Source organism: Amycolatopsis sp. cg13, from assembly GCF_041346965.1.
Classification (GTDB): domain Bacteria; phylum Actinomycetota; class Actinomycetes; order Mycobacteriales; family Pseudonocardiaceae; genus Amycolatopsis.
The window spans coordinates 8,103,626-8,118,922 of record NZ_CP166848.1; the positions used below are offsets into that span (position 1 = coordinate 8,103,626).

At 67.5% G+C, this 15,297-nt stretch carries 14 protein-coding genes; 3 read left to right on the forward strand and 11 right to left on the reverse strand.

From position 1 onward, the window contains the following. Positions 1–10: 10 nt before the first annotated feature. From AB5I40_RS37950 to AB5I40_RS37990, 9 genes are all read right to left on the reverse strand, one after another. A complete protein-coding gene (locus tag AB5I40_RS37950; RefSeq protein ID WP_354740381.1) occupies positions 11–1,189 on the reverse strand; it encodes an ABC transporter substrate-binding protein in 1,179 nt (392 codons plus the stop codon). A 93-nt stretch (positions 1,190–1,282) separates the two neighbouring features. Then, positions 1,283–1,669: a nuclear transport factor 2 family protein gene (locus AB5I40_RS37955; RefSeq protein ID WP_370934976.1), complete on the reverse strand. Its 387-nt coding sequence runs from the start codon at positions 1,667–1,669 to the stop codon at positions 1,283–1,285. Between the two features lie 14 nt (positions 1,670–1,683). Then, positions 1,684–2,451 (reverse strand): MoaF C-terminal domain-containing protein, encoded by a 768-nt coding sequence (locus tag AB5I40_RS37960; RefSeq protein WP_182891331.1) that lies wholly within the window; start codon positions 2,449–2,451, stop codon positions 1,684–1,686. A 337-nt stretch (positions 2,452–2,788) separates the two neighbouring features. Next, positions 2,789–3,733, reverse strand: coding sequence for a helix-turn-helix domain-containing protein (locus AB5I40_RS37965; RefSeq protein WP_344286156.1), 945 nt, complete (start codon positions 3,731–3,733; stop codon positions 2,789–2,791). Between the two features lie 80 nt (positions 3,734–3,813). Then, complete coding sequence (hpaD, locus tag AB5I40_RS37970; RefSeq protein ID WP_370934977.1) at positions 3,814–4,866, reverse strand: 3,4-dihydroxyphenylacetate 2,3-dioxygenase; 1,053 nt, start codon at positions 4,864–4,866, stop codon at positions 3,814–3,816. Further along, positions 4,863–6,371 carry a 5-carboxymethyl-2-hydroxymuconate semialdehyde dehydrogenase gene (gene hpaE / locus AB5I40_RS37975; RefSeq protein WP_370934978.1) on the reverse strand — a complete coding sequence of 503 codons (1,509 nt, stop codon included), beginning with the start codon at positions 6,369–6,371 and terminating at the stop codon, positions 4,863–4,865. Before hpaE ends, hpaD begins: the two co-directional genes overlap by 4 nt. A gap of 2 nt (positions 6,372–6,373) precedes the next feature. Further along, positions 6,374–7,318 (reverse strand): 4-hydroxy-tetrahydrodipicolinate synthase, encoded by a 945-nt coding sequence (dapA, locus tag AB5I40_RS37980; RefSeq protein WP_370934979.1) that lies wholly within the window; start codon positions 7,316–7,318, stop codon positions 6,374–6,376. A 15-nt stretch (positions 7,319–7,333) separates the two neighbouring features. After that, entirely contained in the window at positions 7,334–8,008 is a 675-nt protein-coding gene (locus AB5I40_RS37985; protein ID WP_037817800.1) for a GntR family transcriptional regulator, read from the reverse strand. Continuing rightward, positions 7,996–9,441, reverse strand: coding sequence for a fumarylacetoacetate hydrolase family protein (locus AB5I40_RS37990; RefSeq protein ID WP_370934980.1), 1,446 nt, complete (start codon positions 9,439–9,441; stop codon positions 7,996–7,998). The genes AB5I40_RS37985 and AB5I40_RS37990 overlap by 13 nt, the downstream gene beginning before the upstream one ends. An 850-nt stretch (positions 9,442–10,291) precedes the next feature. On the opposite strand from AB5I40_RS37990, the gene AB5I40_RS37995 reads away from it, so the two are divergent. Next, positions 10,292–10,774 (forward strand): hypothetical protein, encoded by a 483-nt coding sequence (locus tag AB5I40_RS37995; protein WP_370934981.1) that lies wholly within the window; start codon positions 10,292–10,294, stop codon positions 10,772–10,774. A 242-nt stretch (positions 10,775–11,016) separates the two neighbouring features. Here AB5I40_RS37995 and AB5I40_RS38000 read toward each other — a convergent pair whose 3' ends face one another. Together AB5I40_RS38000 and AB5I40_RS38005 are read right to left on the reverse strand one after the other, a co-directional pair. Continuing rightward, a complete protein-coding gene (locus AB5I40_RS38000) occupies positions 11,017–12,090 on the reverse strand; it encodes a P1 family peptidase (protein WP_370934982.1) in 1,074 nt (357 codons plus the stop codon). Continuing rightward, on the reverse strand, positions 12,087–12,698 hold the full coding sequence (locus AB5I40_RS38005) for a TetR/AcrR family transcriptional regulator (RefSeq protein WP_370934983.1): 612 nt from the start codon (positions 12,696–12,698) through the stop codon (positions 12,087–12,089). The genes AB5I40_RS38000 and AB5I40_RS38005 overlap by 4 nt, the downstream gene beginning before the upstream one ends. 163 nt (positions 12,699–12,861) lie before the next feature. On the opposite strand from AB5I40_RS38005, the gene AB5I40_RS38010 reads away from it, so the two are divergent. Together AB5I40_RS38010 and AB5I40_RS38015 are read left to right on the forward strand one after the other, a co-directional pair. After that, the gene (locus tag AB5I40_RS38010) at positions 12,862–14,259 is read left to right on the forward strand and encodes an APC family permease (protein WP_370934984.1); all 1,398 of its coding nucleotides are present in this window, start codon (positions 12,862–12,864) and stop codon (positions 14,257–14,259) included. A gap of 75 nt (positions 14,260–14,334) precedes the next feature. Continuing rightward, positions 14,335–15,288: an MsnO8 family LLM class oxidoreductase gene (locus tag AB5I40_RS38015; RefSeq protein ID WP_370934985.1), complete on the forward strand. Its 954-nt coding sequence runs from the start codon at positions 14,335–14,337 to the stop codon at positions 15,286–15,288. Positions 15,289–15,297: the final 9 nt, after the last annotated feature.

Here is a 15,297-nt window from a genome sequence, read left to right on the forward strand (position 1 = left end):
GTGGATCGGGCTAGCGCCGCGGAATCCGCAGCCAGTCGGTACCGGAGATTTCCCACCGGTTCGTGCCCGTCGCGAGCTTGACCGGCCAGCCCGCGATGTTGTCGTGGTGCGTCTGCCCGGGGCCGAACACGTACGGCGTGCCGACCATCGGATCGGTGATCGGTTTCATTTCGCGCAGCGCCTTCGTCACCGATTCCCGCGTGATGTCGCCCTGCATGCCGTTCAGCACCTGCAGGAAGTACTTCGCCGCGAGGTAGCCGCCCTGGCTGAACGAGGTCAGCGGAATGTTGTTGCGGGTCATGAGATCCCGCCACTCCTTGGTGCGCGGGCTCGACGGGTCGGTGAACGGGTAGAACTCGGCGGGGACGTAAACGCCCTTGCCCGCGTCCGACACCGCCTTCGCGTACTGTTCACTGTAGACACTCGTGAGCAGCAGCCAGGTCACGTCTTTCCAGCCCTGTGCCTGCGCGGCTTTCAGCTGGCCGATCGAGTCCGGCTCGACGGGGTTCACCGTCACCGCTTTGCAGCCGGCCGCGCGAGCCTTGACGATGTACGGCGTGTAGTCGGAACCGTTGTACGGCACAGTCGCGTCGACGTACTTCAGTTTTTTGCCGGTGATTTTCGACCATTCGTCGATGGCTGCGCGGTAGTATGGCAACGTGTTCCCGGCGATTTCCAGCAGCGCGCACATGTCCTGCAGGTGCAGCACTTCGGAGCCGTACAGCAGGGTCAGCGTCATGTCGTGGAACGGGCCGACGTTGGCGGGCCCGATGTTCGGGCTGGTGAAGCACGACGGGTCCACGCCGATGCCGGAGATGGAAAGCACCTTCTCCTGCTGGTAGTACTTGGCGTTGATCTGGCATTCGATGAGGCTGGACGAACCGACCAGCGCCACTGCCTGATCGCCGCCCACGATCTCGCGGGCCGCGGCCGCCGCTGCCGCGGGGTCGCCCTTGTCGTCGATGGCGTGGTATTCGATCTTGCGCCCGTGCACGCCGCCCGCCGCGTTCGCCGCGTCGAAGACGGCCTTGGCGGCCTGGGAGGATTCCGGGAAGGTGGCGGGTCCGCTCAGCGCGTTGACCGAGCCGACCACGATCGGTCCGTTCGGATCGGCGGTGCCCGCGCAGCCCGCCGCGACCAGCGTGACGAGCACGGCCGAGGCGAGCGCGGGCAGGAACTTTCTCATCATGGCTCGGCTTTCCGGTCCACAGTGACCAGAGGGGAGGGGAGAGTATGGGGGCGGTGCCGGGGGAAGGACCGGCACCGCCGTTTCGCGGGAGACTCAGTCGGTCGCCGCGGCGACCGGGGCGGAATCGACGATCTGCTCGAAGCTCGCGACCTTGTCGCCGTCGAACTTCCACACGTGCGCGACCCGGGCGGTGAAAGCCTTGCCGGACTTGCGATTCGTGCCGGTGTAGGTCCCGAGCCCGACAATCGAATCACCGGCGTCCAGCAATGCGGACAGCGTGAACTTGTAACCGTCCCAGTCGCGCGCGATCGCCTCGAAGACGTTGCGCTTCACCTCGTCCGGTCCGGTGTAGGTGCCCGCGTAGGGGAATCCGGCGGCCTCGGTCCAGGTGGTCTCGGGGCCGATCGGGGCGAGCATGCCGTCGAGGTCGCCGCGGTCGCTCGCCTCGTAGTGCGCGGTGATCACGTCCAAATTGGACACAGGGAAACTCCTCTTCAGACAGGCTGGACGTCGGGGTAGCTGATCGAGCCGAGCGGGTAGATGTGCCCGCCCGCGCGGGAATGCTCGGACCGGCCGTCGCCGGTGATGCCGAGGAAAACTCCGGTGGTGCGCAGGTCGTAGCCGAGGTCGTGCAGCCACACGCTGGCCACCGCGATGCGGAACTCCCGGAAGCAGAACAGGTACAGCCCGTCGGCGAACTTCCAGACGGTCGACATGTCCACGTCGCCGTGCCCGCGCTGCACGCCCTCGACGCACTGCCAGCAGTAGCGTTCGGAGGAGAGGTAGACGTGCTCGTACAGGTGATTCGGGCTGTAGCGGTAGACATTGCGCTTGCCGATGAGATCGCGCGACGGCCCGGGCACGTCGCCGGTCGGCTCGCCGCCGTCGGTGGTGCCGGCGTGGAAGGTCTGCGAAACCCGCGGCGTGCCTTCGACGTCCTCGTCGCCGATCACCGACCGCACGGTCATCGCGCGATGCGTGGTGGTCGAGTAGACGATCGTGAGGGCTTCGCCTTCGACGCTCGTCAGCGGCAGATTCACGAAGAAGACGTCCGGGCGCACGGCGACCGCGTCGTACGGGTCCTCGACGCCGTTGAGGGTGAGCCGTTCGCCATCGAGGAACCGCAGCTCGAGCTTCGCGCCGTCATCGAGCGTGACGGTGAGCTCCCGCCCGGTGAGGTCCGCGTTGGGCAGCCGGTAGGTGTCGATCCCGGCGGCGAACTCGTCGTAGGTGCGCCATTCGTCAGGGGAAGGGTCGGACATGCCCATCATGCTCGCCGCGCCCCGGCCCGTGAGCGAACGTTCATGCGCTGGCGGGCAACTGCCGGACGCTCGCGGTCAATACCAGGGGGTTCGGGGCGGATTGGCCGCGGGGCGCGAAGCTCGGCGACTACTCGAACGCAGCCCGGAAGACCCGCGAGAAACGCGCCGCGTCGACAGATCCCCATCGGCCCGCGCTTACCGCGACGCGACGGGACGGGCCGTCAGCAACGGATGCCGGAGACTCCGGCCGCGCGCCGCTATCCGCCGTGTCCAAGGGCTCCGCCTCGGACACGGTGGCCTCGAACATCCCGGAGCGCCGTGTGTTGGTTTGGCGGGTTCAGCCGCGAGCCCGCAACTCGCTAGGCGACTGCGCAAACGCAGCCCGAAACACCCGCGAGAAATGCGCCGCGTCCACAAACCCCCACCGAGCCGCGATTGCCGCAACAGGACGCGCCGCCAGCAACGGATCCCGCAGATCCCGGCGGCAATGCTCCAACCGTCGCTGCCGAATCCACCCCGCCACGGTCGTCCCTTGCTCCTGGAACAACCCGTGCAGATGCCGGGTAGAGATGTAATGCTCCGCGGCGATCTGCGCGGGCCCAAGATCCGACCGCGACAGATTAGCGTCGATATAGCTCCTGATCCGCCGCATCAAGTCGTGGTGCGGGTCAGCGGCCGTACGATCCAGGTCGAGTTCCGTGGCCAGCATCGTGGTCAGCAGGTCGACCGCGTTGTGTGCCAGCCGTACCCCGACCGGGCTCGTCAGCACGTCCAGATTCCCGCCCAGCTGCGCCAGGAACGGCACCACCACGTTGCCGACCCCGGAGCGTCCGGACATCCGCACCGCGGTGAGCTGACCAACCAGGTCCCGTGGAAGGTCAACCTGCTGTTGCGGGAACATCAGCACCAGCGTCCGGAAATTCTCTTCGAACACCAGCGAATACGGCCGGTTCGTGTCGTACAGCGCGACGTCGCCGGGACGCAGCACCGCTTCGCGGCCGTCCTGGGTGAGGATTCCGGTGCCGGCCAGCATGACACTGAGCTTGTAGCAGGGCCGGTCCGCGCGGGCGATCAGTTCCGGCGTTCGCTCGACCGCGTGCGGCGACGCGGTGATCTCGGTGAGCGCGATCTCGCCCGCCTCGTGCGTGCGGAGCCTGCCGTGGAAGCGGTCGCGGTGCTCGGTGCTCACCTGCAGCGGCACGAACGATCGCAGGACAGCGGACCGGAACTCCGTGAAGTCCTGCGCGACCGTGGTCGGCGTCTGCAAGATTGCCGTCATCATGTCACCTCTCCGTCGAAGTGCCGGTTCCGCTGCGTGTCCGGGGAAGGAACCTCGGGCTCCTTCCCCGGACGGGACGCACCTTAGACCTGTTCGCCCAGTTTGAAACCCTGTTCGGCGCCCTCGGCGCGGGTGTAGGAGAACCCGTCCGCGCCGATGGTCACGTCCATTTCCTTCGTTTCCGTGCGTTCCTCGACCGGCTGCAGCTTGCCGTCGAGGTCGAGCACCCGCGAGGCCTCGGTGTACCAGCTCGGCACCACCGGATTGCCCCACCAGTCACGACGCTGGTTGTCGTGCACGTCCCAGCTGATCACCGGGTTGTCCGGGTCGCCGGTGTAATAGTCGTGGGTGTAGATCTCGATCCGGTGCCCGTCCGGGTCACGCACGTACAAATAGAACGCGTTCGACACGCCGTGCCGGCCGGGGCCGCGCTCGATCTGGTCCGATTTCCGCACCGCGCCGAGGTGGTCGCAGATGTGCAGGATCTGGTGCCGCTCGTGCGTCGCGAACGCGATGTGGTGCAGCCGCGGGCCCGCGCCGCCGGTGAGCGCGACGTCGTGCACGGTCGGTTTGCGGAACATCCACGCCGCGTACACGGTGCCCTCGTCGTCCACGATGTCTTCCGACACCCGGAAGCCGAGGCCCTCGTAGTACTTCCGCGCAGCTGGGACGTCCGGCGTGTTGACGTTGAAGTGGTCCAGCCGCGACAGCGCGCCCGGACCGTGCACGTCGTAGCGCTGGGTGAAGCGCTCGACGTGCTCGGCCTCGTAGAAGAACTCGATCGGGAAGCCGAGCGGGTCCAGCACGCGCACCGCTTCGCCGATGCCGCGCGTCGTGCCAGCCGGGACGCGGCGCACCTCGACGCCGAGTTCCCGGTAGTACGCCTCGGCGACGTCGAGTTCGGCTTCGCTGCGCACGCGGTACGCGAGCACGGACAGCGCGGGCTCCGCACCCTTGCGGATGATCAGCGAATGGTGCAGGTATTCCTCGAACGCGCGCAGGTAGACCGCTTCGTCGTCTTCGTAGGTCACCACGAGGCCGAGAATGTCCACATAGAACTCTCGCGACGCTTTCAGGTCGCTGACGATGAGTTCCGCGTAGGCGCAGCGGATGACGTCCGGCGGGGTCGTGGTCATGCCTTGTCCTTCCCAGCCCCGAAGCGCGCCGTGTGCACGTCGCCGAGCGTGATGTGCACGGCCTGCTGTTCGGTGTAGAAGTCGATCGAGCGGTAGCCGCCTTCGTGGCCGAGGCCAGACGCCTTGACCCCGCCGAACGGCGTGCGCAGGTCGCGCACGTTGTGCGAGTTCAGCCAGACCATGCCGGCGTCGATGCTCTGCGCGAAGTTGTGCGCGCGGGTCAGGTCGGCGGTCCAGACGTAGGCGGCCAGGCCGTACTTGACGTTGTTGGCCAGTTCGAGGGCTTCCTCGTCGGTGTCGAACGGCGTGATCGCCACGACCGGGCCGAAAATCTCCTCCTGGAAGATCCGCGCGTCCGGCTTCACGTCGGCGAACACCGTCGGGGCCACGTAGTTCCCGGTTTCCAGGCCCTCCGGACGGCCGCCGCCGGCGAGCAGTTTCCCTTCCGTCTTGCCGATTTCGACGTAGCTCATCACCTTGTCGAAGTGCTCCGGGTGCACCAGCGCGCCGACCTCGGTGGCCGGGTCGTGCGGGTCGCCGACCACGATGTCGCGGGCGCGTTCGGCGTACCGGGCGCAGAACTCCTCGTAAATCGGGCGCTCCACGAGGATCCGGCTGCCCGCCGTGCAGCGTTCGCCGTTGAGCGAGAAGACGCCGAACAGCGTGGAGTCCAGCGCCGCTTCGAAGTCCGCGTCGGCGAACACGACGGCCGGGGACTTGCCGCCCAGCTCCATCGACATGCCCTTGAGGCCGGGCGCGCAGTTGCGGAAGATCGTTTCGCCGGTGGTGGTTTCGCCGGTGAACGAGATCAGCCGGACGTCCGGGTGCTTGACCAGCGCGTCGCCCGCTTCCTCGCCGAGGCCGTTGACGAGGTTGAACACCCCGTCCGGCACGCCCGCCTCGCGGAAGATGTCCGCCCACAGGCTCGCCGACAGCGGCGTGAACTCGGCGGGCTTGAGCACCACGGTGCAGCCGGCCGCCAGCGCCGGCGCGAGCTTCCAGCTCTCCAGCATGAACGGCGTGTTCCACGGCGTGATCAGCCCGGCGACGCCGACCGGCTTGCGGTTGACGTAGTTGACCTGCTTGCCAGGCACCTTGTAGGTGTCGTCGGCCTGCGCGACGATCAGGTCGGCGAAGAACCGGAAGTTCTCCGCGGCGCGCTGCGCCTGGCCGAGTGCCTGCTTGATCGGCAGGCCGGTGTCGAAGGTTTCCAGCTCGGCCAGCTGCTTGTCGCGGCTCTCCACGAGATCGGCGATCTTGTTGAGGATCCGGGCGCGCTGACGCGGCAGCATCTTCGGCCACGGACCGTGGTCGAAGGCTTCCTTCGCCGCGGCGACGGCGAGGTCGATGTCCTCGGCCTTGCCCGCCGAAGCCGTCATGTACGGCTTGTTCGTGACCGGGTCGAGCACCTCGAAGGTGTCGCCCGAGACGCTGTCGGCCGGCGCTCCGCCGATGTAGTGGCGGATGTGCTCCGGCAGGTTCTCCGGAACGTAGTGCGCGGTCATGGTCACTTTCCTTCCACGGTGAAGCCGTCGACGGGCGAGAGGTACTGCTCGCCCTGGCGCATCAGTTCGGTGATCCGGGCGATGCCGGGTTCGGTCGGGGTGATCAGCGGCGGGCGCACGAAGCCCGAGCGGATGAGCCCGCGCTGCTCCAGCACCCACTTGCCCGGCGCCGGGTTGGTCTCGACGAACAGCAGGTCGACCAGCGGGTGCAGGCCGTAGTGGATCTCGCGGGCGCGGTCGAAGTCGCCCTCGGTCCACGCGCGGTACATCTCGGCACTGGCAGCGGGGGCGATGTTGGCCGTGGCGCTGACGAAACCGGTGCCGCCGAGCGAAAGCAGCGGCAGGCACAGCAGCTCAATGCCGGACCAGACGAGCAATTCCTTGCCGCACAAGTGAAGTACGCGGGAGAAGTGCTCGAAGTCCTTGGTGGTCTCCTTGATCCCGACGAAGTTGTCGAAATCGCGGAACAGCCGCGCGACCGTCTCCGGCGCGAGGTCGACCGACGTCCGGCTCGGCACGTTGTAGGCGACGATCGGCAGGTCCGGGAATTCCTTCGCGACCGTGGCGTACCAGCTGTAGAGCGCTTCCTGGGTGGGCCGCGCGTAGTACGGGGTGATGATCAGCGCCGCGTCGATGCCCGCGTCGCGTGCCTCGGACGTCAGCTCCAGCGTCTCGTCGAGCTTCGCCGAACCGGTACCGGGCATGAACGGCACCTTGTCGTCCACCGCCTTGGCGACGGTGCGGATCGTCTCCGCGCGCTCGGCCACCGTCATCGCACCGGGTTCGCCGGTGGACCCGCCGATCGAGACGCCGTTCGAACCGGACGCGATCTGCCAGTTGACCAGGTTCGTCAGGCTCTCGTGGTCGACGGCGCCGTCGGCGGTGAACGGGGTCATCAGCGGCGCGATCGAGCCGGTGATGGCGTTCGGGGTACTGCGGAACCTCATGGGGTGGGGTCCTTCCTAGGGAGCTTCGGCGGGCGGGGCGGCCCGCCGGTCGAGGTAGGCGTCGAGGGTGGCGGTGCGGTGCCGGCGCGCGGCCAGCTCGAGTTCGAGCGGGTCGGCGTTCTGCTCGATCAGCACCAGCAGTTGTTCGTGTTCCTTGACGGATTCGTGCGCGCGGCCTGGGACGAAGCTGAAGGTCGAGTCGCGCAGCGAGGCCAGCCGGTGCCAGCCGCGGTGCACGAGGTCGAGCACGTGCGGGTTCGGGCACGGTTCAAAAAGGACTGAATGGAACTCTTGGTTCAGCTCGGTGAACCGGTGCGGTTCGAAGTTTTCCAGCGACAGCCGCATTTGCTCGTTGACCGCGCGTGCCCGTTCAATGTCCTCAGTGGACAGTTTCGGCGCGGACAGCGAGGTGGCGAAACCTTCCACCAGGGCAAGGGTTTGCATGGTGTGCTCGTACGCGGTCTCGTCGACCATCACCACCTGCGCGCCGACGTTGCGCTCGAACGTGACCAGCCCCTCGGCCTCGAGTAGCCGGATCGCTTCGCGCACGGGGACAACGCTGACGTCCAGTTCCTTGGCGATTTGTCCCAGCACCAAGCGATAGCCGGGACCGAAGGTCCGGTCGGCGATCCGGTCCTTGATCCAGCGGTACGCGCGTTGGGACTTGCTCTCGCCGGCTACGGGCGCCACTGGGCGTACCTGGCCTTCCAGTGCTCGTTCATCGGGTAGAGGCCGTCGACGCTTTCGCCGTTCGCGACCTGTTCCGCGATGAACGTTTCCTGGCGTTCCTGTTCGATCGCCGCGTCCGCGATTTTTTCCACCAGGTGCGGCGGAATCACGAGCACGCCGTCGGAATCGCCGACGATCACGTCGCCCGGCTGCACTGTTGCGCCGCCACAGGCGATGGTGATGTCGACGTCCCAAGGAACGTGACGGCGGCCGAGCACCGCCGGGTGCGGGCCGGAGTGGTAGGTCGGGATGTCCAGCGCTGCCACCGCCGCCAAGTCGCGCACGCCGCCGTCGGTGACGATTCCCGCCGCGCCGCGCACCTGGGCACGCAGGGCGAGGATGTCGCCGATCGTGCCAGTTCCCTTTTCCCCGCGGGCTTCCATGACCAGGACGTCGCCGGGGTTGAGGCTGTCGATGGCGCGTTTCTGAGCGTTGAAGCCGCCGCCGTGGGATTTGAAGAGGTCCTCGCGGAAGGGGACGTAGCGGAGCGTCCTCGCGCGGCCGATGAGTTTTGTGTCCGGACGGGTGGAGCCGAGGCCGTCGATGGAGACGTGGTTGTAGCCGTTTTTGCGCAGCTGTGCGGAAAGCGTTGCCGTGCCTACGCTGGTGAGCTTGGTTTTGAGTTCTTCAGTGAGCACGAATTCGGCCGGGAGCCCGGCGGATTCCCTGTCGCCGTAAGCCTGTTCACGCTGGTTGTCGTCAATTTTGGGCTGAGCGCTGAACTCCGGGAGCGGCGTGGTGCCCTCCACGACCGGTGTGACGAGACGCCCGGTGGTCTTCGCGCCGCCGCTGACCTCGACCTCGACGGTGTCGCCCGGCTTCACGACGGACGATCCGGCCGGGGTCCCGGTGAGGATGACGTCGCCGGGTTCGAGGGTGCTCAGCTGCGAGAGGTCGGCGACGAGGGTGCCGAAGTCGAAGATGAGGTCCTCGGTGGTGTCGTCCTGGACGAGCTCGCCGTTGACCCAGGTGCGGACGCGGAGCTTCGTGGGATCGACCTCCGCGGCCGGAATCGTCGCCGGACCCAGCGGAGTGAAGCCGTCGCCGCCCTTGGAACGAAGGTTGGAGCCGCCGTCGGCGTGCCGCAGATCGTATACGCCAAAGTCGTTGGCGGCGGTGACGCTCTCGACGTAGCTCCAGCCTTCCTCGGGGGAGACGTGGCGGGCCTGCTTGCCGATGATGAGCGCGATCTCGCCCTCGAAGGCGAGGAGTTCGGTGCCGGCCGGACGCTCGATGGGGGTGCCGGAGGCGCTGATCGAGGTGGCGGGCTTGATGAAGTAGGAGGGCTTCGCCGGGGTCCTCCCGCGCTGCTTGGCGCGGGACGGATAGTTCAGATGAAGCGCGATGACCTTGCCCGGCCGCTCCGGCGGGGTGGTGCTCGATGCGGGACTCATGGGGGTTGACCTGCCCGGATGTCGTCGGGAGAGGAAGATATCTCAAAAGATATACGATCCTGGCGGGTTCGGGCAAGGGGTGGCGACGCGCCGGGCCGAGTGGTATCGCGGTGCCGCGCGCCGGCCAGTACTATCTGGATACTTGTGGCTCATGTCCCCTGCTGGGGAGCCCTGGACGCGCTGGTGGCGTATAGCGCGGGCTGCGCAACGCAGCTACAGAGCAGCGCCCGGATTACTGCTCGGTTCCGGGGATGACGTCGAGACGTGAACCGCAGCAACTGCATACAACTCGAAGCAGCAACACCGGCACCGGGGCCGGTGTACGTCGTTGCGGAGTTGACTTGCTGTTGCTGGTGGTTCCCCTGTGCACCCTGACTGCCTTCGTCGCAGTGCTCGCTCTCGCGGCGTACATCGTGCACAAGACCGGAGATACCAAGGGGCTTCGTGACCTAGCCGTCCTGATCCGCGCCTTCCGCCCGTCTCGGCGGATACTGCGTCGGTGCCGCCGCTCTTTGCCGGACGTCCACCGGCCGCCCACGCCTCCGGACCGGCGGGGAACTGCTTGAGCGCGTATGGGCCTCGTGATGGCCTACTAAGTAAGCGGGAAAGTCACTTCATGACAGACGCATCTACTCCAGGCAGCGCCGGTGGGCCGCCCGGTCTTCCTCCTCGACCGGATTCGCAGACCGGCGAGCCATTCCCGCCGCACGGTCTGAGCTACTTCGGGGGAGAGCGGCAATCGCCTGAGGCGGACCCGACGCGGGAGAATCGTCCCTCTTGGCGGCCGGAGCCCCCGCCTGGCAAGGGTCCTGTGCTGGCTTGGCACCGGGAGAGCCGAAGCGGGAAGATCATGAGTGCCGTCGTCGGCCTGGCATTGATGCTGGCGTTGGTGGCGGGCGTTTCCCTGGTTCGCGGCATGGGGTTGGGCGCGTTCAAGTACTGGCAGATCTGGGTCGTCATCGCGGTGTTCACGTTCCTGACGACAAGTCCGTTCACGTACTTGACCTACGCGGCGGGCGCCGACTGGCTTCTCGTGGAACGCTCGAGGTGGGGAATCAAGAAACGAGTCTGGCTTGACCTCTACGGCCTGACCAAGATCGACGCGTCCTACGGCGGCACAACCTTCCATCTCTGGCTTTACGGCAAAGAAGGCGGATTCTCTCGCAGCTCGCACGAGTTGCAACTGGATCGGCGAATCTGGGATCTCGTCTACAACGGCATCCTGCACTCGGTCGCGAACGGGGCCCAGGTCAGCAACCAGGCGATAGGCATCTTGCAACTGGGCGAAACGCCAGCTTTGACCATGAGGGACGCGGAGCACCGCGACCCGTGACGGTCGGGTGCGGCGGATGGGCCTCGTGAGCGCCAACCGCGGCAGTCATTCACGAGGCCTTCGGCAGGGCTCGCGTTCGTTTCACCGGGGCCGCGGGTCTCGCGCGCGCCGGGGAGGGGGCCGGCACACGCGAGACCCTTCTTGCGGCGGGGGCGGGGTCTGGGTGGTTACGCGAAGTCCCGGCTCGCCCAGGCGCGGCGTGTACTCAGCCAAAGCGCCCAGGCGAGCCCGCCGCGCCTGCTTTAGGCCCCCTCCTTCCAGCGGCTCACCGGAAGCGCCGGAACCCGATGCCCCCGGTGCCCGGTCATCTCCTCATTGGCCACCAGCGCATTCAGCACCGCCTCCTCGACCGCCTGCACCACGGCTTCGAAGAACGGATCGATCGCACCCCACGGGATGAACTGCATGCTCTCGTACGGTTCGTCGTCCGGCCGGGGGAAATGGCTGGTCAAAGCACCCGCGTTAGCCGTGCTGAAGGCCAGGAACAGGTCTCCGGAGAAGTGCGAGCCGGTGGTCCCGGTGCGGGCCAGCCCAAGCGGCACCCGTCGGGCCAGGGCGGTGCACTGGCCAGGCAACAGAGGCGCATCAGTCCCGATCACCACGATCACCGAACCAGCACCAGCCGGAGCGAGCCAGCTCGTGTCGGCCATCGGGTTGTCGTCAGCCAACTCGGCACCTAGCTGCGCTCCGGCCACGGTGAGCTCCGGACGGCTCCCGAAGTTCGCCTGCACCAAGGCCCCTACGGTGTAGGAGTCCGAGCCATGCGAAACAACCCGCGAAGAAGTCCCGGTCCCGCCCTTGAACCCGTAGCACGTCATCCCAGTGCCGCCGCCCACTGAACCTTCGGCTAAAGGCCCCGAGGTAGCCGCATCGATGGCGGCGACTGCGTGGTCGGTCCGGATGGTCGGGGCGTTGACGTCGTTGAGATACCCGTCCCACGTCTCCGCCACCACCGGAAGCAACCACTCCGCCGCGGCGTCCGGGCGTTCCCGCACCACCCAATCGATCGTGCCCCGGTGACACTGTCCGACGGAGTGGGTGCTGGTGATCAAGACCGGCAGAGTCAGTGAACCGGTCTCCGCGAGCCAAGCGCGGCCGGTCATTTCTCCGTTGCCGTTCAAGGAAAAAGTGCCCGCCGAACAAGGCACGTCGAACTGGGAACGGCCGCGCGGAAGGATCGCGGTGACCCCGGTCCGCACCGACGAGCCTTCGATCAACGTGGTGTATCCGACCTCGACGCCTGGGATGTCAGTGATCGCGTTGTGCGGGCCGGGCTTGCCGCCGAGGGCCAAGCCCAGGTCGCGGGCGCGGGTCATGCGGGGTCCTCCAGGGAGCATCGGGTCGAAACGCGGGCGTAGGACAGCACCATCGCCTCGGCGACGGATCGGTCGAGCGGCGGGACGGCTTGGGTCAGGTGCAAGCCGTACCCGTCTTCGAGGGTGACGAGGTTGCGGGCGATGGTGACCGGGTCGTCGGTCAGGTCGAAAATCCCGGTCGCGGCACCGGCTTCCAGGATGCCGACGTACCCGCGCACCTGGCGTTCGTACAGCGCGATGTGCCGCGCGGAGTACGCCGGTTCGCGGCGGGCGATGGTGCCCAGTTCGTAGAGCAGCACGCACAGTTCGTCGTTCTTGCCGTTCGGCAGGCCGCTGCCGATCATCGCGCGCATCCGGGCGCGCGGGTCGGCCTCCGCGGCGACGGCGGCTTCGCGTGCGACGCAGAAGCGTTCGACGGCCTCCTGCTGCACGTCTTCGAGCAGGTCGCTCAGGGAAGGGTAGTAGTACAACAGGGAACCCGGCGACATGCCGGCGTGGTCCGCGACGTCGCGCAGCTTCAGGTTCAGCACGCCGCGTTCGACGACCGTGTGCCGCGCCGCGGCCACCAGTTCCGCCCGCCGCTCGGGGGCCTTGCTCGGTCTTGCCATGCCTTGATTCTTTGAACAAATCTCGAAAAATGCAACCCCTGAACGGATCGAGACCGCCGAAGTCTTGACGTGGCGGGCGTGAGGGCCTTAGCTGAACGCCCGGCTGGTTATTTGAGTTCCATTCAAACAACGTACCTGAGCAACGACTTGATGGAGGCCAGCGTTGTCCACCCCCGTCTTGCGCCGCGGGTTGCGCACCCTCGGCATGCTGCTGATCACGCTTTCCGCGATCAGCCCGGCGTCCTCGGTGTTCGTCATCGCACCGGGCGTCCTCACCGGCGCCGGATCGGGCGCCTTCTACGCCTTCCTCGCCGCCGCTGTCGTCGGCATCTTCATGGCCTTCGTGTACGCCGAACTGGGCTCGGCCTTCCCGAGTGCGGGCGGCGAGTACACGATCGCCGCGCGCACGCTGGGCAAACTTCCCGGATTCATGGTGCTGGGCATCATGATCGTGACGCAGGTGCTGATCGTCGCGGTGATCGCGCTCGGCGTCGGCCAGTACCTGAGCGTGGTGCTGCCCGGCGTGTCCCCGGCGGTCGTGGCGGCGGTGACGTGCGTGCTCGCGGCGATCGTCGCGGTGTTCGACATCAAGCTCAACGCCTGGGTCACCGGCATTTTCCTCGCGGTGGAGCTGCTGGCGCTGGCCGTGGTCGCGGTCCTCGGGCTCGCCAAGCCGGCCCGTCCGTTCACCGACCTGCTCGCGCATCCGGTCGCCCCTGGCGGCGGTCCGGCGACGATCAGCGCGGTGATGATCGCGACGGCGATCGCGATCTTCGCCTACAACGGCTACGGCTCGGCTGTCTACTTCGGCGAGGAAACCAAGGACGCCGGACGCGGGGTGGCGCGCGCTGTCCTCATGGGACTCGGGGTCACCGTGCTGGCCGAGCTGATCCCGGTCACCGCCGTGCTGATGGGCGCGCCCGATCTCGGCACTTTGTTCAGCTCTCCCAACATGTTGTCGTACTTCGTGCAGGCCCGCGGCGGCAGCACGCTCGACACCGTGCTGAGCCTCGCGGTCGCGCTCGCCATCATCAACGCCGTCCTCGCGATCGTGCTGATCAGTTCCCGGCTGGTGTTCAGCAGCGGCCGCGACCGCGCGTGGCCGAAGGCGATGAACCGCGCGCTCGCGGCGGTGCACCCGAAGTTCGGCACCCCGTGGGTCGCGACGCTGGCGACTGGATTCATCGCCGCCGCACTGTGCTTTGTGGACCCGCAGATCCTGACCGTCGTGACCAGCACGTCGATCGTCGTCGTGTACGCGGCGTTGTGTCTCGGCGCCATCTTGGGCCGCCGCTCCGGAGCGACGGCCGGGGCGAAGTACCGGATGCCCGGGTTCCCGATCGCGCCAGTGGTCGCGTTGATCGCGCTGGCTTTCGTGCTGTATGTGAACGCGACTGACCCGGTGATCGGACGGCCGAGCCTCATCGTCACCGGCGCGATCGCGTTGCTGGCCTTGGGTTACTACCTGGTGGTGCTGCGTCGCCGGGGCGGCTGGCAGCTGAGCGACGCGGTGGAGGAGGAAGAGGAGGCCGCGCCCGCGCCGGTGCGGGAGACCTCGTAGGCCGCGGCCGGACCGTCCACTTGAGACGCGGGCGGTCCGGTTGTCGTCCCGCACCAGGTCCGGGATGATGCCCTGGTGCGGGTTTCAGTGCTGGACACGTCGCCGATCGTCGCGGGGTCGACCGCGCGGGAGGCGTTGCAACGCACCGTCGACCTCGCCGAACAGGCCGACGAACTGGGATATCACCGCTACTGGTTGCCCGAACACCACAGCATGCGTGGTGTCGCGAGCGCCGCGCCTGCCGTGTCAGTCGCCCGCGTCGCGGATGCCACGAAACGGATCCGCGTCGGCGCGGGCGGCGTCCTGCTGCTCAATCATCAGCCGCTGGTCGTCGCCGAGCAGTTCGGCACGCTCGCCGCGTTCCATCCGGGCCGGATCGACCTCGGGCTCGGCCGCGCGCTCGGCGGTCCGCACCGAGTGTCCGCCGCGCTGAACCCCGGCCCAGCGGACAGCTTTCCGGGCCGCGTCAAGGAGTTGCTGACCTACTTAGCCGACGCGGACCAGTCGCTGCGCGCGACTCCCGCGCAAGGAAATGTGCCGGACATCTGGCTCCTCGGCTCAAGCACCGCAAGCGCACACCTCGCCGCAGAACTAGGCCTGCCGTACGCGTTCGCCTACCACCTGCGTCCCGCCGAAGCCGCCGTCGCGACCCGCAGCTACCGCAAGAACTTCCGCCCCGGCCACACAGCTGAACCGTCCATTGTGGTCAGCGTCGCCGTGGTAGCCGCCGCGACCGAGGAGCGGGCCGAATGGCTCGCCAGGTCCATTCGGGCTAAAGCATTGAGCCGTTCGCGCGGCGAGCGGATCTTGTTGCCGCGCCCGGAAGACGCCGTCGTGGACCCGGCGGTCGGCCCCGGCCCGGTGCTCGCCGGGGCTCCGACGGCGCTGCGGAATTCGTTGCGCACAGTCATCGCCGAAACTGGCGCGGACGAACTGATGATCACCACTCCGATCCACGACCACGCGGAGCGGAAACGGTCCTATGCGCTGGTCCGGGAGATCTCGGACACTTTACCCGCGCGCGATTGATCCCGTTTT